Source organism: Streptomyces sp. NPDC002795 (genome assembly GCF_042888725.1).
GTDB lineage: Bacteria > Actinomycetota > Actinomycetes > Streptomycetales > Streptomycetaceae > Streptomyces.
Genome location: NZ_JBIAQB010000014.1, coordinates 1 through 22,123, shown reverse-complemented (window position 1 = coordinate 22,123; position 22,123 = coordinate 1). Strand labels below are relative to the sequence as shown.

General features: G+C 70.6%; 20 protein-coding genes. 14 read left to right on the top strand and 6 right to left on the bottom strand.

The features are described 5' to 3' along the window. Window positions 1-5: 5 nt before the first annotated feature. From ACFYWS_RS33915 to ACFYWS_RS33895, 5 genes are all read left to right on the top strand, one after another. Entirely contained in the window at window positions 6-1,424 is a 1,419-nt protein-coding gene (locus tag ACFYWS_RS33915) for a dihydrolipoamide acetyltransferase family protein (RefSeq protein ID WP_389282839.1), read from the top strand. A 72-nt stretch (window positions 1,425-1,496) separates the two neighbouring features. Next, complete coding sequence (locus tag ACFYWS_RS33910; protein ID WP_389282837.1) at window positions 1,497-2,444, top strand: DUF6457 domain-containing protein; 948 nt, start codon at window positions 1,497-1,499, stop codon at window positions 2,442-2,444. Then, a complete protein-coding gene (locus ACFYWS_RS33905; RefSeq protein WP_389282835.1) occupies window positions 2,441-3,988 on the top strand; it encodes a molybdopterin molybdotransferase MoeA in 1,548 nt (515 codons plus the stop codon). The genes ACFYWS_RS33910 and ACFYWS_RS33905 overlap by 4 nt, the downstream gene beginning before the upstream one ends. Further along, entirely contained in the window at window positions 3,985-5,082 is a 1,098-nt protein-coding gene (locus ACFYWS_RS33900) for a potassium channel family protein (protein WP_389282833.1), read from the top strand. The genes ACFYWS_RS33905 and ACFYWS_RS33900 overlap by 4 nt, the downstream gene beginning before the upstream one ends. Window positions 5,083-5,141: 59 nt before the next feature. After that, window positions 5,142-6,122, top strand: coding sequence for an NAD(P)H-quinone oxidoreductase (locus ACFYWS_RS33895; protein WP_389282832.1), 981 nt, complete (start codon window positions 5,142-5,144; stop codon window positions 6,120-6,122). Window positions 6,123-6,145: 23 nt separating this feature from the next. On the opposite strand, the gene ACFYWS_RS33890 is transcribed toward ACFYWS_RS33895, so the two are convergent. Beyond that, window positions 6,146-6,610: a hypothetical protein gene (locus ACFYWS_RS33890; RefSeq protein ID WP_389282831.1), complete on the bottom strand. Its 465-nt coding sequence runs from the start codon at window positions 6,608-6,610 to the stop codon at window positions 6,146-6,148. A gap of 161 nt (window positions 6,611-6,771) precedes the next feature. Here ACFYWS_RS33890 and ACFYWS_RS33885 point away from each other — a divergent pair, with 161 nt between their 5' ends. Both ACFYWS_RS33885 and ACFYWS_RS33880 read left to right on the top strand, forming a co-directional pair. Next, window positions 6,772-7,317, top strand: a complete 546-nt coding sequence (locus ACFYWS_RS33885) for a bacterial proteasome activator family protein (RefSeq protein WP_389282829.1) — start codon at window positions 6,772-6,774, stop codon at window positions 7,315-7,317. Window positions 7,318-7,642: 325 nt separating this feature from the next. Further along, window positions 7,643-9,235 carry a protein kinase gene (locus tag ACFYWS_RS33880; RefSeq protein ID WP_389282827.1) on the top strand — a complete coding sequence of 531 codons (1,593 nt, stop codon included), beginning with the start codon at window positions 7,643-7,645 and terminating at the stop codon, window positions 9,233-9,235. A gap of 18 nt (window positions 9,236-9,253) precedes the next feature. Here ACFYWS_RS33880 and ACFYWS_RS33875 read toward each other — a convergent pair whose 3' ends face one another. Both ACFYWS_RS33875 and ACFYWS_RS33870 read right to left on the bottom strand, forming a co-directional pair. Further along, window positions 9,254-9,706: a pyridoxamine 5'-phosphate oxidase family protein gene (locus ACFYWS_RS33875; RefSeq protein WP_389282825.1), complete on the bottom strand. Its 453-nt coding sequence runs from the start codon at window positions 9,704-9,706 to the stop codon at window positions 9,254-9,256. An 87-nt stretch (window positions 9,707-9,793) separates the two neighbouring features. Continuing rightward, a complete protein-coding gene (locus ACFYWS_RS33870) occupies window positions 9,794-10,450 on the bottom strand; it encodes a response regulator (protein WP_389282823.1) in 657 nt (218 codons plus the stop codon). A gap of 382 nt (window positions 10,451-10,832) precedes the next feature. Between ACFYWS_RS33870 and pdhA the strand changes: the two genes are divergently transcribed. Genes pdhA through ACFYWS_RS33855 form a run of 3 tightly spaced genes read left to right on the top strand, consistent with a single transcriptional unit; the run spans window position 10,833 to window position 14,420 of the window. Continuing rightward, window positions 10,833-12,110: a pyruvate dehydrogenase (acetyl-transferring) E1 component subunit alpha gene (gene pdhA, locus ACFYWS_RS33865; protein ID WP_389282822.1), complete on the top strand. Its 1,278-nt coding sequence runs from the start codon at window positions 10,833-10,835 to the stop codon at window positions 12,108-12,110. A 4-nt stretch (window positions 12,111-12,114) separates the two neighbouring features. Next, window positions 12,115-13,095 carry an alpha-ketoacid dehydrogenase subunit beta gene (locus tag ACFYWS_RS33860; RefSeq protein ID WP_389282820.1) on the top strand — a complete coding sequence of 327 codons (981 nt, stop codon included), beginning with the start codon at window positions 12,115-12,117 and terminating at the stop codon, window positions 13,093-13,095. 14 nt (window positions 13,096-13,109) lie between these two features. Then, on the top strand, window positions 13,110-14,420 hold the full coding sequence (locus ACFYWS_RS33855) for a dihydrolipoamide acetyltransferase family protein (protein WP_389282818.1): 1,311 nt from the start codon (window positions 13,110-13,112) through the stop codon (window positions 14,418-14,420). Window positions 14,421-14,499: 79 nt separating this feature from the next. Here the strand turns inward: ACFYWS_RS33855 and ACFYWS_RS33850 are convergent, their stop codons facing one another. Continuing rightward, window positions 14,500-15,378, bottom strand: coding sequence for a D-alanyl-D-alanine carboxypeptidase family protein (locus ACFYWS_RS33850; RefSeq protein WP_389282816.1), 879 nt, complete (start codon window positions 15,376-15,378; stop codon window positions 14,500-14,502). A gap of 154 nt (window positions 15,379-15,532) precedes the next feature. Between ACFYWS_RS33850 and ACFYWS_RS33845 the strand changes: the two genes are divergently transcribed. Both ACFYWS_RS33845 and ACFYWS_RS33840 read left to right on the top strand, forming a co-directional pair. Beyond that, complete coding sequence (locus ACFYWS_RS33845; protein ID WP_389282814.1) at window positions 15,533-16,234, top strand: GntR family transcriptional regulator; 702 nt, start codon at window positions 15,533-15,535, stop codon at window positions 16,232-16,234. Beyond that, a complete protein-coding gene (locus tag ACFYWS_RS33840; RefSeq protein WP_389282812.1) occupies window positions 16,231-17,553 on the top strand; it encodes a nitrate/nitrite transporter in 1,323 nt (440 codons plus the stop codon). The genes ACFYWS_RS33845 and ACFYWS_RS33840 overlap by 4 nt, the downstream gene beginning before the upstream one ends. 207 nt (window positions 17,554-17,760) lie before the next feature. Here the strand turns inward: ACFYWS_RS33840 and ACFYWS_RS33835 are convergent, their stop codons facing one another. Then, a complete protein-coding gene (locus tag ACFYWS_RS33835; RefSeq protein ID WP_389282810.1) occupies window positions 17,761-18,585 on the bottom strand; it encodes a maleylpyruvate isomerase family mycothiol-dependent enzyme in 825 nt (274 codons plus the stop codon). Between the two features lie 179 nt (window positions 18,586-18,764). On the opposite strand from ACFYWS_RS33835, the gene ACFYWS_RS33830 reads away from it, so the two are divergent. Then, entirely contained in the window at window positions 18,765-19,598 is an 834-nt protein-coding gene (locus tag ACFYWS_RS33830; RefSeq protein ID WP_389282808.1) for a carbon-nitrogen family hydrolase, read from the top strand. A gap of 206 nt (window positions 19,599-19,804) precedes the next feature. On the opposite strand, the gene ACFYWS_RS33825 is transcribed toward ACFYWS_RS33830, so the two are convergent. Continuing rightward, window positions 19,805-20,305 (bottom strand): LURP-one-related/scramblase family protein, encoded by a 501-nt coding sequence (locus ACFYWS_RS33825; protein ID WP_389282806.1) that lies wholly within the window; start codon window positions 20,303-20,305, stop codon window positions 19,805-19,807. Window positions 20,306-20,421: 116 nt separating this feature from the next. On the opposite strand from ACFYWS_RS33825, the gene ACFYWS_RS33820 reads away from it, so the two are divergent. Continuing rightward, entirely contained in the window at window positions 20,422-21,972 is a 1,551-nt protein-coding gene (locus ACFYWS_RS33820) for an FG-GAP-like repeat-containing protein (RefSeq protein ID WP_389282804.1), read from the top strand. The last annotated feature ends 151 nt before the right edge of the window (window positions 21,973-22,123 follow it).

Genomic DNA, 22,123 nt, shown 5'->3' with positions numbered 1-22,123 from the left:
GGGTAATGGCGCAGGTGCTCGAGTTCAAACTGCCCGACCTCGGGGAGGGGCTCACCGAGGCGGAGATCGTGCAGTGGCTGGTGGGAGTCGGTGACGTCGTCGCCGTCGACCAGCCCGTCGTCGAGGTGGAGACCGCCAAGGCGATGGTCGAGGTGCCGTGCCCGTACGGCGGTGTGGTCACGGCCCGCTTCGGCGACGAGGGCAGCGAACTGCCGGTCGGGGCGCCGCTGTTGATGGTGGCCGTGGGCGCGCGGTCGTCGTCGGACGTGCCGCTGTCGGACGTTCCCGCACCGACCTCGACCGCGGCCGAGGAGCCCGCGAAGGCGCGCCAGGGGGCGCCTGAGAAGGCCGGTACGGCAGAGAAGGCCGAGGGCTCGGGGAACGTGCTGGTGGGCTACGGAACCACCACCGCGCCGACCCGGCGCAGGCGCGTGCGGCCCGCGCCGCTGAACAGCGTGCCCGTCGCACCGGAGAGCGCACCGCGCGCCCAGCGGCCGGTCCCCGTGATCTCCCCGCTCGTCCGCAAGCTCGCCCGCGACCGCGGCGTGGACCTCAGAGAGCTGACCGGGTCCGGGCCCGACGGGCTCATCCTCAGGGGAGACGTGGAAAACGCGGCGAACGCAGCGGGCACGGGCAGCGCGGCGAGCACAGCCACCGCGGCGAACGTCGCCACCGTGGCGCCCGCCGCCGCTGAGCGCGCCCCCGCCCCGGCCGCCACCCGGCAGGAGCACCGCACCCCCTTGCGCGGCATTCGCGGCGCCGTGGCCGACAAGATGTCCCGCAGCCGGCGTGAGATACCCGACGCGACCTGCTGGGTGGATGCCGACGCCACGGAACTCATGCACGCGCGCGTGGCGATGAATTCCGCGACCGGCCCCTCCGCGGGCCCCAAGATCTCCGTGCTCGCGCTCCTGGCCCGCATCTGCACCGCGGCCCTGGCCCGCTACCCGGAGCTGAACGCCACGGTCGACACCGAGCGGCGCGAGCTCGTCCGGCTCGACGAGGTGCACCTCGGGTTCGCCGCGCAGACCGACCGCGGCCTGGTCGTGCCCGTCGTACGGGACGCCCACGCGCGCGGGGCCGAATCGCTGAGCGCCGAGTTCGCCCGGCTCACCGAGGCGGCACGGGCCGGGAAGCTGTCGCCCGCGGAACTCACCGGCGGCACCTTCACGTTGAACAACTACGGGGTGTTCGGCGTCGACGGCTCCACGCCGATCATCAACCACCCCGAGGCGGCCATGCTCGGCGTCGGCCGCATAGCCGCCAAGCCCTGGGTGCACGAAGGGGAGTTGGCGGTCCGCCAGGTCGTCCAGCTCTCGCTCACCTTCGACCACCGGGTGTGCGACGGCGGCACGGCGGGCGGCTTCCTGCGGTACGTCGCGGACTGCGTGGAACAACCGGCGGTGCTGCTGCGCACCCTGTGACCCACTGGCCCGGTGTCAGAGATCGCCCGCCCGGCTGGTGGCAATGATCGCCCGTAAGCCCATACTCGGGGGATGAACGCGTACGACGCCATCGTCCTCGCCGGGGGTGCCGCACGGCGGCTCGGCGGCGCGGACAAGCCCGGTGTGCGGGTCGGCGGCCGCGCGCTGCTCGACCGGGTCCTTCAGGCGTGCGCCGGAGCCCGCGCCACCGTGGTGGTCGCCGAGCCGCGCCGCACCGCGCGCCCTGTCGTCTGGGCCCGCGAGGAGCCGCCGGGCGGGGGGCCGCTCGCCGCGCTGGAGGCGGGGATCCGAGGACTTGAGGCCGCGCCGGTCCCGGTGGCGGAGAGCATTCTCGTGCTCTCCGCCGATCTGCCGTTCCTGGGCGACCACACCGTACGAGGGCTTCTCGGCGCGCTCGACGGCACGGGCGACGACGCGCTCGACGGCACGAGCGACGGCGCGCTCGATGACATGCTCGACGGCGTGCTGCTGGCCGACGGTGATGGCCGCGACCAGCCGCTCGTCGCCGTGTACCGGTACGCGGCGCTGCGCCGGGTACTCGGCGAACTCGCGGCCGAGCACGACGCCCTCAATGGACTGCCGTTGCGCCTGCTCACCCGTAACCTCAGCCTCACCCGCATCACCGACCCCGTCGCGTCGTTCGACTGCGACACCTGGGACGACATCGCCGCCGCCCGGTCACGTATCAGGGAGCATGGACGAGTGCTTGACGAATGGATCACCGCAGCCAAGAACGAACTGGGCATCGACCTGGACGTCGACACGGACGTCCTGCTCGACCTCGCCCGTGACGCCGCGCACGGCGTCGCGCGCCCCGCGGCGCCGCTGACGACGTTCCTCGTGGGATACGCGGCGGCGCAGGCGGGAGGCGGCCCCGAAGCCGTGGCATCGGCCGCGGCGAAGGCGGCCGAACTCGCCAACCGCTGGGCTCAAGAGGCCGATTCCAAGCCGGACAGCGATGCCGAGCCGAAGACCGATGCCAAGCCGGACGCGGGATGAACGCCCCCCGCGGGCGGTCCGCGCAGACCGCCCCGGTGGGCGTCGACCCGATGGACGTCGACGTGGACGAGGCCCTCGCCCTGGCGAACGACAACCGGCCCCACCACAACCGGCCCGACGCCACCCGGCCCGGCGGCCGACGCCCCGACCCGGCCGACTCAGAGGCCCCCACGGCCCCCACAGCCGCCGCCCCCGGCCCCAACACCGCCTCGTCGCCCCGCCACACCTCCCGCCACACCGCGACCTCCTGGGCCATGGCCCGCCGCACCGCCGCCCGCGCCGAACGCGGCCCCCGCGGAGCGACCGGCGTCCCGCTCGATCAGGCGCTCGGCCTGGTCCTCGCCGCCCCGCTGACCGCCCTGACGGACCTGCCCTCCTTCGACACGTCGGCGATGGACGGCTGGGTCGTGGCGGGCCCGGGGCCCTGGGCCGTGGGCGGCGAAGGGCTGCTCGCCGGGCACGAACCGCCCGCCCCGCTGGCCGACGGCGAGGCCGCGGCGATCGCGACCGGCGCCCGCGTGCCCTCGGACGCCACGGCCGTCATCCGCAGCGAGCACGGCCACATCGACGCGGGCGGCCAGCTGCACCCGCTGCGCGAGGTCGCCCACGGCCAGGACATCCGGCCGCGCGGTCAGGAGTGCCGCAGCGGCGATCTGTTGCTGCCCGCGGGCGCCCTCGTCACCCCGGCCGTCCTCGGTCTCGCCGCCGCCGCGGGCTACGACACTCTGACCGTCGTCCCACGCCCGACGGTCGAAGTCCTGATCCTCGGCGACGAGTTGCTCACCACGGGCCTCCCCCGCGAGGGCCTCATCCGGGACGCGCTCGGCCCGATGCTCCCGCACTGGCTGCGCGCGCTCGGCGTCGAGGTGACCGCCGTACGCAGGCTCGGCGATGACGCGAAGGCGCTGCTCAAGGCGGTACGGGAGGCCGACACCGACCTGGTGGTGACCACCGGAGGCACCGCGTTCGGGCCCGTCGACCACGTCCACCCCACTCTGCGCGCCCTCGACGCGGAACTTCTCGTCGACGGGGTCGCCGTCCGTCCCGGCCACCCGATGCTGCTTGCCCGGCTCAAGGAGGGGCAGCACCTGGTCGGCCTCCCCGGCAACCCCCTGGCCGCCGTCTCCGGCCTGCTCACGCTCGCCGAGCCGCTCCTGCGGGTGCTCTCGGGCCGGGCGCAGGACCAGACGCACAGCTCCGCTCAGCGCCAAGCCCACGACGGACGGCGGCAGTTGGACGGGGGCCGGAACCCGGAGGCGTACACCGCGCCCCTGCACGCCCCCGCCCCCGGCCACCCTCACGACACCCGCCTCATCCCCATCGTGCTGCGGCAGGACGACGGCAGTGGGCACGAATGGGCGGTGCCTCTGCACTACAACGGTCCGGCGATGCTGCGCGGCATCGCAGCCGCTGATGGGCTCGCCGTCATCCCGCCCGGCGGCGCCAAGGAGGGCCAGGAGGTGGAGATCCTCGACCTGCCGTGGTCGTGGAACCCCGGCCTGCCCGGCCTCAACCCGGCGGGAAACGAAGGGTGTTTCACGTGAAACTGGCCGGCGATGACGCCATCGCACGCCAAGAGGAAGAGCGGACCGCGACCTACCGGGTGAAACTCCCCCGGCAGGTCGTCGAGCGTCCGCTCCTCCAAGTGGCCCGGCGCGTGCTGATAGCGCTCACCGTGCTCGTCGTCACCGCACTGATCGTGTGGATCGACAGAGACGGCTACAACGACAACTCAGATGGCCGTGTCGACCTGCTCGACTCGTTCTACTACGCGACCGTCACGCTCTCCACCACGGGATACGGCGACATCACGCCGGTCAGCGACGCGGCGCGGCTCACCAATATCTTCGTCATCACGCCGCTGCGTGTGCTCTTCCTGATCATCCTGGTCGGCACCACGCTCGAAGTCCTCACCGAACGGACGCGGGAGGAATGGCGCCTGAAACGCTGGAGGTCCACCTTGCGTGACCACACTGTCGTCGTCGGCTTCGGAACCAAGGGCCGCAGCGCCGTGGAGACGGTCTGCGCGAGCGGCCTGAAGCCCGAGCAGGTCGTCGTGGTCGACCCCAGCCCCAAGGTCGTCGAGAGCGCCAACGCCCATGGATACGCGGGTGTGACGGGCGATGCCACCCGCAGCTCGGTCCTGTTGCAGGCCGAGGTGCAGAGGGCGCGGAAGATCATCATTGCTACGCAGCGCGATGACACGGCCGTCCTGGTGACGCTCACCGCACGGCAGTTGAACCGCGGGGCGAAGATCGTCGCGGCGGTCCGCGAGGAGGAGAACGCTCCGCTGCTGCGCCAGTCCGGCGCCGACGCCGTCATCACCAGCGCCAGCGCGGCGGGCCGGCTGCTCGGCCTGTCGGTGCTCAGCCCGCACGCGGGCATGGTCATGGAGGACCTCATCCAGAAGGGCTCCGGCCTGGACCTGGTCGAACGCCCGGTCACCAAGGCCGAGGTCGGTCTGCAGCCGAAGGAGACGGAGGACCTGGTCGTCAGCGTCATCCGCGGGCACCGGGTACTCGGTTACGACGATTCGGCCGTCGGCTCGCTCAAGCTGACGGACCGCCTCATCACGATCACCCGCGTCACGCCCAGGACGCAGCTGGCACCGGACATGAAGCCCTCGCCCCGCGGCTGATCCACGCCCCGTGGTTGATCCTCGCCACGTGGCTGATCCACGGGAGTAGCCTCGCGGCCATGTATGCGATCACGATCCCGGAACCCGGCGGACCCGAGGCACTCGTCTGGACGGAGGTCCCCGACCCCGTACCCGGCGAGGGCGAGGTCCTGGTCGAGGTGGTCTCCAGCGCCGTCAACCGCGCCGATCTGCTCCAGCGGCAGGGCTTCTACAACCCGCCGCCCGGCACCTCCCCCTATCCCGGCCTGGAGTGCGCCGGCCGGATCGTCGCGCTCGGCGCCGGCGTCTCCGGCTGGTCGGTCGGCGACGAGGTGTGCGCGCTGCTCGTGGGTGGTGGCTACGCCGAGAAGGTCGTCGTCCCCGCAGGGCAGCTCCTCCCGGTGCCGCAGGGCCTCGACCTGGCCACGGCCGCCGCGCTGCCTGAGGTGACCTGCACCGTCTGGTCCAACGTCTTCATGATCGCCCACCTGCGGCCCGGTGAGACCTTCCTCGTGCACGGCGGCTCCAGCGGCATCGGCACCATGGCGATCCAGCTCGCGAAGGCCGTCGGCGCCAAGGTCGCGGTCACGGCCGGCACCAAGGAGAAGCTCGACTTCTGCGCGGAGCTCGGTGCGGACATCCTCATCAACTACCGCGAGCAGGACTTCGTAGAAGAGATCAAGAACGCCACGGACGGGGCGGGCGCCGACGTCATCCTCGACAACATGGGCGCCAAGTACCTGAACCGCAACGTCGACGCCCTCGCCACCAACGGGCGGCTCGCCATCATCGGCATGCAGGGCGGGGTGAAGGGCGAGCTCAACATCGCCACGTTGCTCGGCAAGCGCGGCGCCATCACCGCGACCACGCTGCGGGCCCGCCCGCTGGCCGAGAAGACGGCGGTCGTCGCGGCCGTGCGCGAGCACGTGTGGCCGCTGGTCGAGGGCGGCCATGTGCGGCCGATCGTGGACCGCACGCTGCCGATGAGCGACGCCGCGCAGGGCCACCGGGTCCTGGAGGAGTCGGGTCACATCGGCAAGGTCCTGCTCACCAACGCGTAGCGCCCTCGGGGAGCGCGCGTGGGTCAGCGGCGCAGCCGCAGCGCCAGGAGCCCGAAGCCGAGCCCGGTGAGCAGCAGCCCGGCCCCCAGCGGCAGCACGTTCACCAGGGGCAGCCTGTTTCCGGGCTCGCCGACGGCCTGCCGCTCTCCGGCGCCCTGCTGCTCGGGGGTTGCCGAAGCCGACCGCTCGGGGCGCGGCTCCTGCGATCTGGTCGGCACGGCCGGCGCGGGCTCGGTGGGTGCCGGGGGCAGTACGGCCCCGGTGGCGGCCGGTGAGGGCAGCTCCCGCCCCGGCGGGGTCCGGCCCACGCCCGCCCGGCTCCCGGCGAGGGACCCGTGCGGCGAGGGCTCGGCGACGTACGAGGCCATGTACGAGGCCAAGTACGAAGGGGGCTCGGCGGCGTACGACAGGGGCACGGACACCACCGGCACCGCCAGGAACAGCAGCATGGAGGACAGAAGCCCGGCCACCCACCGAAGCCGCCGCATCCCCAGCCCCTTTCGCTCCCGGTTCGTCCAGATGCTTGTGCTAAGCCTCACATAGCGGGATAAAACAGGCACGCCGGATTTTTGGCCCGCCCGGCATGGTGGATCAGCTCCGAACGGGGGCACCACCGAGATGTGACAGCGACGTACGAGAGAATGGCGGCATGGAGATGCCGAGGAACGAACAGTCGCCGGAGAACCCGCAGGTCCTGGTCGTGGGCCAGGACGGCATGGCGCTTGGCGGCGGTGGCGGCGACGAGTCCCACGAGATCCCGGTGACCGACATGGTGGAACAGCCCGCCAAGGTGATGCGCATCGGCAGCATGATCAAGCAGCTGCTCGAAGAAGTGCGCGTGGCTCCCCTCGATGAAGCGAGCCGACAGCGCCTCAAGGAGATCCACTCCAGCTCGGTCAAGGAGCTCGAGGACGGTCTCGCCCCTGAACTTGTCGAGGAACTGGAGCGGCTCTCCCTGCCCTTCACGGAGGAGGCGACCCCGAGCGACGCCGAGCTGCGCATCGCGCAGGCCCAGCTGGTGGGCTGGCTCGAGGGGCTCTTCCACGGGATCCAGACGACGTTGTTCGCCCAGCAGATGGCGGCGCGCGCCCAGCTGGAGCAGATGCGCCGAGCCCTGCCGCCCGGCGTCGGTGGCGGCGAGGAAGAGGGCGAGGACCCGCGCTCGGGCGGCCGCTCGGGCGGCCCGTACCTCTAGGTCGGCGAACAGGCCGGCGAACAACTCGGCGAACAGCTCGGCGGACAGGTCAACAACTAGGTCAACAGGCACATACGTAGGGGCCCGTCACAAGACGGGCCCCTACGTATGCGTGAACTTGGACACCGAGTGGCTGGCGCCGATCGCCCCAAGTGATCACGAAATCGTCATCGGGCGCCTACAAATATCCTGCTCACGATTTGCAGGGCCCGCATGACAAGGGGTTGGATGTCCGGTCCATCTCGGAACGGCCGCATGGCCGATGCCTGTAGCGTGGCCCGACGTATGGATCCGGCAGCACGGACAGAAACGACGGCGAGGACTGATGGCACAGCAGCAGCGCGCTCAGGGCCCGTCCGACCCCGAGGCGACTGGCGGCGGTATGTCAGATGCGCCGGAAATGTGGGGTAACGGCGGGCTCGTCGGGGACGGTCGGTATCGACTGACCGGCAGACTCGGCCGGGGTGGCATGGCGGAGGTCTTCGCGGCCGAGGACGTACGCCTCGGGCGCACGGTCGCCGTCAAGCTGCTCCGTTCCGACCTTGCCGAGGACCCGGTCTCCAAGGCCCGCTTCACGCGCGAGGCACAGTCGGTCGCGGGGCTCAACCACCACGCGGTCGTGGCGGTCTACGACTCCGGCGAGGACGTCGTCGCCGGGAGCACCGTCCCGTACATCGTGATGGAGCTGGTCGAGGGCCGCACCATCCGTGACCTCCTGCTCAGCGCGGAGCCGCCGGGCAGCGAACAGGCTCTGATCATCGTCTCCGGCGTCCTCGAGGCGCTCGCGTACTCGCACCAGCACGGCATCGTGCACCGCGACATCAAGCCCGCGAACGTGATCATCACCAACACCGGCGCGGTGAAGGTGATGGACTTCGGCATCGCGCGCGCCCTGCACGGCGTGCAGTCGACCATGACGCAGACCGGCATGGTCATGGGCACCCCGCAGTACCTCTCGCCCGAGCAGGCCCTCGGCAAGGCCGTCGACCACCGCTCCGACCTGTACGCCGTCGGCTGCCTGCTCTACGAACTTCTCGCGCTGCGCCCGCCGTTCACCGGTGAGACCCCGCTGTCCGTGGTCTACCAGCATGTCCAGGACACCCCCGTGCTGCCGTCCGAGGTCCTGGACGACGTGCCGCCGGAGCTGAACGGCCTTGTCATGCGCTCGCTCGCCAAGGACCCGGACGACCGGTTCCAGACGGCCGAGGAGATGCGCGGGCTCGTCCAGTACAGCCTGCAGATGCTGTACGAGCAGGGTGGCCACACCGGCACCTGGAACACCGGACCGGTCGACTCGCACGAGGGCGGCTCGACGCCCGCGATGGGTGTCGCCGCCACCACGGCGATGCAGCACCCCGGCGAATCCGGCACGGCCCAGCAGCCGATGCTGCGCCCGCCGGGCGGCGACGACGGCGGCTTCGACGGGCACGGGTCCGGGGGCAAGGGAGGCGGCCGCGGCAAGCTGTGGATCGTCGCCGTGCTCGCGGTGATCGCGATCGCGGTGGGCGTCGCCTGGGCGCTCACCAGCGGCGATGACGGCGACAAGGACCCCGGCAACAAGAAGTCGCCGAGCGCCACCAAGTCCGAGAAGACCTCGGAGCCCAGCAAGTCGGCCGACGACGACGAGTCGCAGGGCACGACGGAGGAGCCGGGCACGAGCACGGGCGGCGACACCGGCTACACGCCGACGCAGGAGCCCACGACCACGAACCCGTCGCCGACGCAGTCCGAGGAGCCGACGGACGATCCGACCGATCCGACTCCGACGGACACGGGCGATCCGACCGACGACCCGACCGGCGAGCCGACCAACACGACGGAGCCGACCGACGACACGAGCGGCGGCGGCGGCACCGGCGAGCCCGCCACGGACGGTGGCACCGGCATCGTCGGCGGTGGCGGCGAGAACGGCGAATAGCCCGCACCGCCCCGCTGATCAACCCCGCTGAGCGGAACCGCCCCGCAGTTCGTGCACCGTCACGAACTGCGGGGCGACGCACAGGTGGACCGGGTCGTAGGGCTCGCCGTCCGCGTAGTGCGGGGCGGGCCCGAAGAGTTCGAGCTCGGCCGTGGTCGGCTCGACCTGCTCGCAGGTGCCGACGCACTGCACCGACCACAGTCCGTCGTCCTCGGGGCGCTCCTGACCCAGGTTGTCCGCCCCGTAGGCGACGACGGAGCCGATGCACGCCTCGTGGTAGCCGGGGCCGCGGTGCATGCGCAGCAGAAGGCGTCCGTCGGCCACGATGTGGCGGGCGGAGGCGAGGAAGGGCAGGGCGCGCATGCTGGTCGCCACGCGGCCGTAGGGCACGCGGGCGAGCAGTTCGAAGGCGCGGTCCCGGTCCTGCCGTGCAGTCGCCTTCTGCGGGTCCTTCTGCGCGTCGGAGGGCATGTCACCACTCTGCGCCGCGCACGCCCCGGCAAACCAGAGGAGCCCGCCCTCAGGGACACGTGACCTAGGTCCCGCGCGGCGGAGCCGTCAGTGCTTCTCGGCCTGCATGCGGGCCACGTACGCGGCCGCCTGCGAGCGGCGCTCCATGCCGAGCTTCGACAGCAGGCTGGACACGTAGTTCTTGATCGTCTTCTCGGCGAGGTGCAGGCGCTCGCCGATGACCCGGTTCGTCAGGCCCTCACCGATCAGATCGAGGATCTTGCGCTCCTGGTCGGTGAGGCCGGAGAGCTTGTCGTCACCCTTACGGCCGCCGTCGCGCAGCCGCTCCAGGACGCGGGCCGTGGCGACCGGGTCGAGCAGCGACTTGCCGGAGGCGACGTCCCGTACGGCGGTGAGCAGCTCATTGCCGCGGATCGCCTTCAGTACGTATCCGGAGGCGCCGGCCATGATCGCGTCGAACAGCGCCTCGTCGTCCGCGAACGATGTCAGCATCAGACACTTGACCGACTCGTCCTGGGAGCGGATCTCCCGGCACACCTCGACCCCGCTGCCGTCCGGCAGGCGTACGTCGAGCACCGCCACGTCGGGCCTGGTCGCGGGGATGCGCACCAGGGCGTCGGCGGCCGTCCCGGCCTCTCCGACCACCTCGATGTCGTCCTCGACCGACAGCAGCTCATGGACGCCGCGGCGGACCACTTCGTGGTCGTCGAGCAGAAATACGTGGATTTTTCCGTCTTCGCGCACGGCATCAGTCTCACACACGAACCTTGGCCGCGCCCTAGATGATGGTGGGGTGACCGGGATAACGTGCCGGTGTTCCGGCCCCCTGCCAGGCTGTGATCCAGGACCCGTCGCACAGCTGTGACCTGCGACGCTTCGTCTTCCCTCGCGATACTAGGAAATCCAACCAACGACTTACTTGGAAATCCAAGCAAAATCGCAGGTCAGATGGGGTTTCGCAGATGTGTGACCCACTGGGTAACGTGCTGGGTGAAGGGTGCTTGCCGGAGCACTTGTCACGCCTGCACCCGGCACCTCGCACCCACCCCGTGCGTGGACGGATCAGGCGAGCCGAGCCGACTGGCCATCCGGCAATCCCGGGGGCCGGACCGACGGAGGAGCACACGTGACCGTAGACAGTGCGGACAGCACTGCCGCAGCGCAGAAGGCACAGCCGGCGCGGGGGCGGGCCGCTGCGAAGAAGTCTGCGAAGAAATCTCCCGGCAAGACCACCGCCGCGAAGACCACCGCCGCGAAGACCACGGCAGCCAAGACCACGGCAGCCAAAACCACCGCCGCCAAGGCCGCAGCGCCGCAGAGCGATCTGGTGCAGCTGCTGACCCCTGAGGGCAAGCGGGTCAAGAACCCCGAATACGACCGCTACGTCGCCGACATCACCGACGACGAGCTGCGCGGCCTGTACCGCGACATGGTGCTCACGCGCCGCTTCGACGCCGAGGCCACCGCGCTTCAGCGCCAGGGCGAGCTGGGCCTGTGGGCGTCGCTGCTGGGCCAGGAGGCGGCCCAGATCGGTTCGGGGCGCGCCACCCGCGAGGACGACTACGTCTTCCCGACCTACCGCGAGCACGGCGTCGCCTGGTGCCGCGGGGTCGACCCGACGAACCTGCTCGGCATGTTCCGCGGCGTCAACCACGGCGGCTGGGACCCGAACAGCAACAACTTCCACCTGTACACGATCGTCATCGGCTCGCAGACCCTGCACGCCACCGGCTACGCGATGGGCGTCGCCAAGGACGGCGCGGACAGCGCGGTGATCGCGTACTTCGGTGACGGCGCGAGCAGCCAGGGCGACGTCCTGGAGGCCTTCAACTTCGGGGCCGTCTACAACGCCCCCGTGGTGTTCTTCTGCCAGAACAACCAGTGGGCGATCTCCGAGCCCACCGAGCGCCAGATGCGCGTGCCGCTGTACCAGCGCGCACAGGGCTTCGGCTTCCCGGGCGTGCGCGTGGACGGCAACGACGTGCTGGCCTGCCTCGCCGTGACGCGCTGGGCCCTCGACCGGGCCCGGCAGGGCGAGGGCCCCGCGCTGATCGAGGCGTTCACGTACCGGATGGGCGCGCACACCACGTCCGACGACCCGTCGAAGTACCGGTCCGACGACGAGCGCGTGTCGTGGGAGGCGAAGGACCCGATCCTGCGCCTGCGCGCGTACCTGGAGTCCCAAACCGACACGGATGAGGGATTTTTCGCGGAACTCGACGCCGAGAGCGAGACGTTGGGCAAGCGAGTACGCGATGTCGTACGGGCGATGCCGGACCCGGACCACATGGCGATCTTCGAGAACGTGTACGCGGACGGGCACGCGCTCGTCGACGAGGAGCGCGCGCAATTCGCCGCCTACCAGGCGTCATTCGCCGATGAAGCCGCCGGGGAAGGGGCCTGAGGACATGGCTGTACAGAAGCTTCCGATCGCCAAGGCGATCAACGAGTCGCTGCGCACGGCGCTCGACAACGACCCGAAGGTCCTCGTCATGGGCGAGGACGTCGGCAAGCTCGGCGGCGTCTTCCGGGTCACGGACGGGCTGTACAAGGACTTCGGCGAGGACCGGGTCATCGACACCCCGCTCGCCGAGTCCGGCATCGTCGGCACCGCGATCGGCCTCGCGCTGCGCGGCTACCGGCCCGTCGTGGAGATCCAGTTCGACGGTTTCGTCTTCCCCGCGTACGACCAGATCGTCACGCAGCTCGCGAAGATGCACGCCCGCGCGCTCGGCAAGATCAAGACGCCCGTCGTCATCCGCATCCCGTACGGCGGCGGCATCGGCGCGGTCGAGCACCACAGTGAGTCGCCCGAGGTGCTGTTCGCGCACGTGCCGGGCCTGAAGGTGGTCAGTCCCTCCAACGCGAGCGACGCCTACTGGATGCTCCAGCAGGCGATCCAGAGCGACGACCCGGTGATCTTCTTCGAGCCCAAGCGCCGCTACTGGGACAAGGGCGAGGTCGACACGGAGGCCGTGCCCGGCGATCTGCACAAGGCCGCCGTCGCGCGCGAGGGCACCGACCTGACGCTCGCCGCGTACGGGCCCATGGTGAAGGTCTGCCTGGAGGCGGCCGCGGCCGCCGAGGAGGAGGGCAAGTCCCTGGAGGTCCTCGATCTGCGCTCCATCTCGCCGATGGACTTCGACGCCGTACAGAAGTCGGTGGAGAAGACGCGCCGCCTCGTCATCGTGCACGAGGCGCCCGTCTTCCTCGGCTCCGGCGCCGAGCTGGCGGCCCGGGTCACCGAGCGGTCCTTCTACCACCTGGAGGCGCCCGTGCTGCGGGTCGGCGGGTACCACGCGCCGTATCCGCCGGCGCGCCTGGAGGACGAGTACTTGCCGGGGCTCGACCGGGTGCTCGATGCCGTCGACCGTTCGCTGGCGTACTGAGAGGGGGCTGAATCATGGCTCGTGAGTTCAAGATGCCCGACGTGGGCGAAGGCCTGACCGAGGCCGAGATCCTCAAGTGGTACGTCCAGCCGGGCGACTCCGTCGCGGACGGGCAGGTCGTGTGCGAGGTCGAGACCGCGAAGGCGGCCGTCGAGCTGCCGATCCCGTACGACGGTGTGGTGCGGGAGCTGCTCTTCCCGGAGGGGACGACGGTCGATGTCGGCCAGGTGATCATTTCGGTGGACGTGGCCGGGGAAGCGCCGGCGCCCGCGGCGGCTGAGCCGGAGGCCGAGGCCGCCGAGCCGCAGGGTCGGCAGCCCGTGCTCGTCGGGTACGGCGTCGCCGAGTCCTCCACGAAGCGGCGGGCCCGCAAGGGAGCCGAGGCCGAGGCGGTGCCCGCCACGAACGGCACGGCCACCCTGACCCGGCCGCTTGCCAAGCCCCCCGTGCGCAAGCTCGCCAAGGACCTTGGTGTGGACCTCGCCGTCGTGATCCCGTCCGGGTCCGACGGGGTCATCACGCGCGAGGACGTGCACGCGGCGGTCGCGCCCGCGCCCGAGGCCCCCGCACAGGCGCCCGCGCCCGCGCCGGTGGCGGCCCCCGCTCCCGCCTCGTACGACTCCGTCCGCGAGACCCGGATCCCGGTCAAGGGGGTGCGGAAGGCGACCGCGCAGGCGATGGTGCACTCGAAGTTCACGGCGCCGCACGTCACGGAGTTCGTGACCATCGACGTGACGCGCACGATGAAGCTCGTCGAGGAGCTCAAGGGCGACAAGGACATGGCGGGCCTTCGGGTCAACCCGCTGCTGCTCATCTCCAAGGCGCTGCTCGTCGCGATCAAGCGCAACCCCGAGGTCAACGCGGCCTGGGACGAGGCGAATCAGGAGATCGTCCAGAAGCACTACGTGAACCTGGGCATCGCCGCGGCCACCCCGCGCGGCCTGATCGTGCCGAACATCAAGGACGCGCAGGCCAAGACCCTGCCCGAACTGGCGTCCGCGCTGGGAGAGTTGGTGTCCACCGCGCGCGAGGGCAAGACGTCCCCGGCCGCGATGCAGGGCGGGACCGTCACCATCACCAATGTGGGTGTGTTCGGCGTCGACACCGGTACGCCGATCCTGAACCCCGGTGAGTCGGCGATCCTCGCCGTCGGAGCGATCAAGCTTCAGCCGTGGGTCCACAAGGGCAAGGTCAAGCCGCGGCAGGTGACGACGCTGGCGCTCTCCTTCGATCACCGGTTGGTGGACGGGGAGTTGGGGTCCAAGGTGCTTGCCGACGTCGCGGCGATCCTGGAGCGCCCGAAGCGGCTCATGACCTGGGCTTAGTAAGCCCCGCCGGCGTTTGAGGCGCGGGGTCTGGGGCAGAGCCCCAGGCCCCAGCCCCGGCTCAGCGAACGATGACGGGCTACCTCTTGAACCCGTAGTCCATGAGCTTCTTGGCGTCGGACGTCCGCGCGCTGACGGACGTCGACTTCAGCACCGTCCCGATCACCGTCTTCCCGCTCCGCGTCGCCGCGAAGACCAGGCAGTACCCGGCCTGCGGACCGGAGCCGGTCTTGAGGCCGATGGTGCCGGAGTACGTACCGAGCAGGCTGTTCGTGTTGGACCACGACATGTTGCGGTAGCCACCGCTCTTCGTCGTGACCTTCTGCTTCGTCGACTTCGTCTTCACGACGGACCGGAACGTCGAGTTCTTCATCGCCGAGGACGCGATCTTCGTAAGGTCCCTCGGCGTCGAGTAGTTGGCGCCCTTGCCGATGCCGTCGAACGAGTCGAAGTGGGTGTTCTTCAGGCCCATGTCGGTGGCGGACTTGTTCATCTTGCCGATGAAGGACTTCACGCGCGCCGAACGGGTCGAGCCCGAGCCGAACTTGTCCGCGAGCGCGTACGCCGCGTCGCAGCCCGAAGGCAGCATCAGGCCGTACAGCAGCTGGCGGACGGTGACCTTGTCGCCGACGATCAGGCGGGCCGACGACGCGGTGTTCTTGACGATGTAGTCGCTGTACGCCTTCTGGATCGTGACCTTGGAGTCCAGGTTCAGATTCTTCTGGGCCAGCACCACCTTGGCGGTCATGATCTTGGTGGTGGAGCCGGTGGACCTACGGGTGTCCGCGGCCTTCGTGTAGAGGCTCGAACCCGTCCCGTTGTTCATCACGTAGCCACCGACCGCGGCGACGGTCGGCTTGGCCGGCGCCGTCGCGGCCTGCGCGGTGGCGGTCAGCGCGCCGCTGGTGATCACGGTTCCCGCGACGAGGACGGCAATGCCCGCTTTGCCAGTTTTCAAGTTGAGTGCTCCAAATGTGCCTGAAGTGGCGCCCCTTGAGGACGGGGGTGCGCTGTGTCAGACACGTGGAGGGGGCTGGTGGTTGCGTGGGGGCGGGCGTCCCGCATCGCGGACACGGTTCAGCTTGCGTACGTGATGTATCTATGATGTGCGCATGCCTTCGACCGTCACCGAAAAGGCCGCTGCCGAAAAGGCCGCCGCCGGGAAGCCCGCCACCGAGAAGCGGCCACCCGCCGCCGAGCGCGTCTACGACCACGTAAAGCGAGGCGTTCTCGAGCGCCGCTACGAGGGCGGGACGCTGCTCACCGAGGGCGAGCTCGCCGAGGCCGTGGGGGTCTCGCGCACGCCCGTGCGCGAGGCGCTGCTCAAGCTGGAGGTCGAGGGGCTGCTCAAGCTCTACCCGAAGAAGGGCGCCCTGGTCCTGCCGGTCTCCGCGCAGGAGATCGCGGACGTCGTGGAGACCCGGCTGCTCGTCGAAGAGCACGCGGTGCGCAAGGCCGTGCCGGCGCAGCCGCAGCTCATCACGCGGCTGGAGGAACTCCTGGAGGAGCAGCGGACGCAGGCCGCCGCCGGACAGTTCACGGAGGCCGCCACCACCGACCGCTGCTTCCACGCGGAGATCGTCCGCAGCGGGGGCAACGAGATCCTGTCCCGCATCTACGACCAGCTGCGCGACCGGCAGCTGAGGATGGGCGTCGCCGTGATGCGCTCGCACCCCGACCGCATCGCGAAGACGCTCTCCGAGCACAGCGAGATCCTCGACGCCCTGCGGGCCGGTGACGAGGAGGCCGCCGTCGCCGTCGTGCGCCGGCACGTGAGCTGGGTGCGGGGCCTGGCGCGGGGTGACGAGCGATGAGTTCAGCCGCCTCCGCGTCCTCCCCTTCGATGTCCCTGCCCGGCGATCCGCCCGGCGGGCGGCGGGCCGTCGCCGTCTGGTCGATCGGCGTCGCCGTCTACTTCGTCGCCGTCATCTTCCGTACGTCGCTGGGTGTCGCGGGCCTCGATGCCGTCGAACGCTTCCACATCAACGCCTCCGCGCTGTCGACGTTCTCGATCCTCCAGCTGCTCGTGTACGCGGGCATGCAGATACCCGTCGGCCTGATGGTCGACCGGCTCGGCACCAAGAAGGTGCTGACGCTCGGCGTGATCCTGTTCACCATCGGGCAGCTGGGCTTCGCGTTCTCGTCCTCGTACTCGATGGCGCTCGTGTCGCGCGCGCTGCTCGGCTGCGGCGACGCCATGACCTTCATCAGCGTGCTGCGGCTCGGTACGCGGTGGTTCCCGGCGCGGCGCGGTCCGCTGGTCGCGCAGCTGGCCGGGCTCGTCGGCATGGCGGGAAATCTGGTCTCTACGTTGGTCCTTGCGCGGCTGCTGCACGGCATCGGCTGGACGGCCGCCTTCGCGGGCAGCGCCGTCGCCGGTGTCGTGGTGCTCGTGCTGATGCTGCTGTTCCTCAAGGACCACCCCGAGGGGTACGAACCCGCTCCGCTGTCCGGCGCGCACAAGGGCGCCGCGTATCTGCGCGGACAGATCGCGGCGACCTGGCGGGAGCCGGGGACGCGGCTCGGGCTGTGGGTGCACTTCTCGACGCAGTTCCCGGCGATGGTGTTCCTGCTGCTGTGGGGGCTGCCGTTCCTGGTGGAGGCGCAGGGGCTCTCGCGGGGGACGGCCGGTGAGCTGCTGACACTCGTGGTGCTGTCCAACATGATGTTCGGGCTCGTCTACGGGCAGATCGTGGCGCGGCACCACGCGGCGCGGTTGCCGCTCGCGCTCGGGACCGTGGCGGCGACCGCGGTGATGTGGGCGATGCCCGTGGCGTGGCCGGGGCAGGCGCCCATGTGGCTGCTCGTGGTGATGTGTGTGGTGCTGGGGGCGTGCGGGCCCGCGTCGATGCTCGGGTTCGACTTCGCGCGCCCCGCGAATCCGCCGGAGCGGCAGGGGACGGCGTCCGGGATCGTCAACATGGGAGGCTTCGTCGCCTCGATGACGACGCTGCTCGCGGTGGGGGTACTGCTCGATGCGACCGGGGACAACTACCGGGTGGCGTTCTCGGCGGTGTTCGTCCTTGAGGCGCTCGGCGTGAGCCAGATCCTCCGGTTGCGGGGGCGGGCGGCCCGAGCCGAGCGGGAGCGCCTTGTGGCGTCACGGGTGGCGTCGGTGCACGTGCCGGTGTGACCGCACCGTGGCCGGAGCCGCCGTGAGCGTTGCGCGGCACCGGGGGCCGCCTTGCCCACCCTGCCGCCCAAGGCGGCAGATTGCCCAAGGCTCGGTGGACCAATCAAGCCCCAGCGGCGGGTGGGCAAAATCAAGCCCCGCCGGCGTTTGAGGCGCGGGGTCCGGGGTGGAGCCCCGAGGCCGGGGGACGGTCGGGCGTGCCAGGCGTCAGGGCGTAACCGCCAGCGCCGCCAGGATCGCGTGCGCGAGATCCGCGTCGCCGTCGATCTTCACCCGGTCCGACACAGCGTCCAGCGCCACGCGGCCACAGGACAGCCGTACGTACGTCTCCCAGTCCAGGGAGATCGTCACCGCCGGGCCGAGCGACGGGGAGCCGTCGATCGTGCCCTTGCCGTCGGCGTCCACGCGTACCGTGCGCAGGAACTCCACGGGGCCGTGCACGTCGAACACGACGGCCGAGTCCGCCGGGGCGCCCGCGTCCTTCGTGACGATCTTCGGCAGGATCGACAGAAGCAGGTCACGGGTGACGTACGCGCCCGGGGAGTCGAGGTTGCCGGGCCTGCCGAGGGACAGGCGCAGGTCCTGCTCGTGCGCCCAGATGTCGAACGCCCGCCTGCGCATGGCGAATTCGAGGGTCTCCTCGATGCCGCGCGGGCCGCGCACGATGGTGGAGGGGTCGCGGGAATCGTTGCGCAGGTGCCGATTGCGGCGGATGACCGTGTACTCGAGCTCGGAGACCATTTCGGGTGCCGTGTGGTGCCGGCGGATGTCGACCTGGACCTCCTGGTACCGCTGCGACTCGGTCTGCACGTGGTAGAGGTCGCGGGGCAGCGTGTGGATGGGCCGCGGGTCGCCGAGCATCTCGCAGTCGACGCCGATCACGTGCGAGACGAGGTCGCGTACCGACCAGCCGGGGCACGGCGTGGCTCGGTTCCACTCACCCTCGGCGAGCGGGGTGACCAGCTCGGATATCGCTTCCACGGAGTGGGTCCAGGCGTCGGCGTAGGTCTGAAGGCTGGGGTGGAGACTCACGGAAGGGGACCCCTCGAGCGGTGGTACACGGGCGTATAGACAGTCGTCGGGCACGGGCGTAGGCGTCTTGAGAGGCTAAGTTACGCTGCCCGTAGGCACCCCGGCAGTGCTTTGGTGTGACGAACGCAGGGCTGTTGTTGACGTAGAGCCGACGGCTCGAATGCCAGGACGGTGGTAGTGTGCGCGCCTCGCTCATCCAGATCGCGGTAAATGACGACAAAATGGTCGAGTCCGTCAACTCCCGTCGGGAGCGCGTGAGTTCACTGGTACGGGCAGAGGCGGGGGTCGCCGACCTCGTCGTGCTCCCCGAGCTGTGGACGACCGGGGCCTTCGCCTACGAGCTGTTTTCCGAGGAGGCCGAGCCGCTTCAGGGCCCGACCTTCGAAGCGATGGCCAAGGCCGCGCGGGACGCGGGCGTGTGGCTGCACGCGGGTTCGATCCCGGAGCGGACAGCGTCCGACAGTGGCTTCGCCACGGGCGAGGGCTCGCTCTACAACACGTCGCTGGTCTTCTCTCCGGACGGTGAACTCGCCGCCTCCTACCGGAAGATCCACCGGTTCGGCTTCGACAAGGGCGAGGCCGTGCTGATGGGGGCCGGCGAGGAACTGGTGACGGTGCGGCTGCCGGAGACCGTGGCGGGCGTGACGACCTGTTACGACCTGCGGTTCCCCGAGCTGTACCGGGGGTTGGTCGACCGGGGCGCGCAGACGCTGATCGTGTCGGCGGGGTGGCCGGAGCGGCGGCGCTCGCACTGGACGCTGCTCGCGCGGGCGCGGGCCGTGGAGAACCAGGCGTTCGTGCTGGCGTGCGGAAGTGCCGGTACGCATGCGGGAGTTGTGCAGGCCGGGCACAGCGTCGTGGTCGACCCGTGGGGCGAGGTGCTCGCGGAGGCGGGGGCCGGGGAAGAGGTGCTGCGGGTGGAGTTCGACCCGGCGAAGGTCGGGGTCACCCGGGAGAAGTTCCCGGCGCTGAAGGACCGCCGACTGGGGCTTGCGGCGCCGACCGGTCGGTAGCCGGCTGGGCCGTTCCTTTTTGAGCTGCGCCGTGGCGGGGGTCGTCCGTATCGGTGCGCGGCACCGGGGTGCCGCCTTGCCCACCCTGCCGCCCGATGGGGTCTCCCCTGCTCGAGCTTGTTCGAGAGCTTGGGGAAGGCAGATTGCCCAAGGCGGGGCGGGGCGGGGCTGGGCTGGGCGGCCACCCGTATGCCCCGGCGGCGGGGTCAGTCGACCGCCCCCCGTTCCTTCTCTGCCAGGTGGATCACGCAGACCGCCACCGCGATCAGGAGTGCCGGGTCGGCGTCCTCGCGGACCACGTTGACGCCGTAGGCGTCCCGCACCCGCAGCCAGCGCCGCGAGATCTCGGCGAGCAGTTCCCCCTCGTACTCGACGGCGAACTCCCGGTCCAGGATCTTGCCGCTGACGTCGAGTTCCGTGCTGCCGTCGGCGAGCTGGACCCGGTAGTGATTGCGCAGCAGGGAGAGCCGCTTGCGCTTGATCCGGGCCAACTCCTCGTCGCCGCGCTCGATGACCATCGTGTCGCGCAGCGCGAACACCTTCTTGTGGATGTCGATGAGGACCTGCCCGTCGGGCCCCTTGATCTCGAAGGTGTCCCGCAGCCGCATCGCCTTGCCGTCGACGAGGAACGCCTTGTGGCCGTTCTCGTCCTCGATCCAGTAGTCCTCGCCGATCCCGAAGATCCGCTCTCTCACTTCGTAGCGCATACCTCGAACAGTGCCCGAAAGCCGCACGTCGAAAGCGAGTTCAGTGGTGCGTGCAACCATTCGAGGGATTATTGGGTCGTATGAGGTGGACGTGACCTTACGACCAAAGGAACCGTATGTTGCGCGCACGACCCCACAGTGTCCGCAGAACCCGGATCGGCCTGCTGTCCGCGGCTCTCGTCGCGGGCGGTCTGACCGCCGTGTCACTGACCCCGGCCCAGGCGGCCACGGGGGCACTCTCCACCGGAACCACGGCCTCCGAAAAGGCGGCCGCCAAGGCCGCCGGAGAGGCCGACCCCGCCGAGGACTTCAACGGCGACGGCTACGCCGACCTCGTCACCGCCGCACCCGGAGGCACGATCTCCGGCAAGGCGCAGGCCGGCTACGTCGCGGTGACGTACGGCTCGGCGAACGGGATCGACCCCGCGAACAAGAAGCTGATCTCCCGTTCCACCAGCGGGATCCCGGGCTCCGCCGCGGCCAAGGAGGCGTTCGGCCAGTACCTCACCAAGGGCGACCTGGACGGCGACGGCTACAGCGACCTCGTCATCGGCTCCAAGAGCGAGACCGCCGGAAGCGTCATCGTCTGGGGCTCGGCCTCGGGCCTGACCGGCGGCACGAACATCGCCACGTACGGAAGGTCGCCGCAGATCGGCGACTTCGACGGCGACGGCAAGGCCGACCTGGCCCTGCTCGCCGACATGGGCAGCTACGGCGACGACCCCGAGACCGAGGCCGCCGCCCTGTGGAAGGGGCCCGTCTCGAAGGCAGGCGCCCCGGCCGCGAAGCTGAACTTCATGGACAAGTCCGAGTGGTGGGGCTACGGGCAGGACGACGCCACCTGCGCCGACGACCAGTACGGCTGCGTGGACGGTCCTGACTCGACCACGGGGCCCGTGTTCTTCAACGCCGTCGGCGACTTCAACGGCGACGGCCGCGACGACCTGGCCCTGCGCTCGTACAACGGCGACGGCATGTGGAACAACACCGTGCTGTACGGCAGCGGTTCGGGCTTCAAGCGCGCCTGGGCACCGGAGACCCAGGGGGAACTGGCCGCCGGTGACGTCAACGGCGACGGGATCGACGACCTGGTCGTCGGCTCCGACCCCGAGGACTCCGACATCGGCGAGTCGATGCAGAAGGTCACCCTCGCGTTCGGCACGAAGGACGGCCTCCAGGGCGACCGCACCCAGGAGTTCGACCAGTCCCTGCCCGGCTTCTACGGCGCCCAGGAGGACGGTGACCACCTCGGCACCTGCGTCTCCGTCGCCGACGTCACCGGCGACGGCAAGGCCGAGGTCGCCCTCGGCATCGCGGGCGAGGACTTCAGCGGCCTGACCGACGCCGGCTCCGTCGCGCTGCTGCACGGCACCGCGGACGGCGTGACCGGCGAGGGCTCCCAGGTGCTCAACCAGAACTCGGCGGACGTGCCGGGTGTCGCCGAGTCGGGCGACGAGTTCGGCTCGGGCTGCCAGCTGCTCGACACCAACGGCGACGGCAACCGCGACCTCGCGGTCTCCGCGACCGGGGAGAACGCGTCGGCCGGCGCGCTCTGGTCCTTCCCCGGCACGAGCACGGGCATCACGGCGACCGGCTCGACCGCCGTCAACCCGAAGGACCTCGGCGCCCCGGACGCCAAGGCCCTGTTCGGCAACCCGGTGCGCTGACACCAGGTGCGCTGACACCCTGTCGGCGGGCCCCCGCCGCGACGCGCCGGGGGCCGCCGCCGCGGCCGGACCAGCCCCGAATGCAGGAAAGCTTGTGCCGCGCGTCCGCGAACACCGTCGTGCCGCCCGGCGGGCCCTTGCGCCAGGCCCC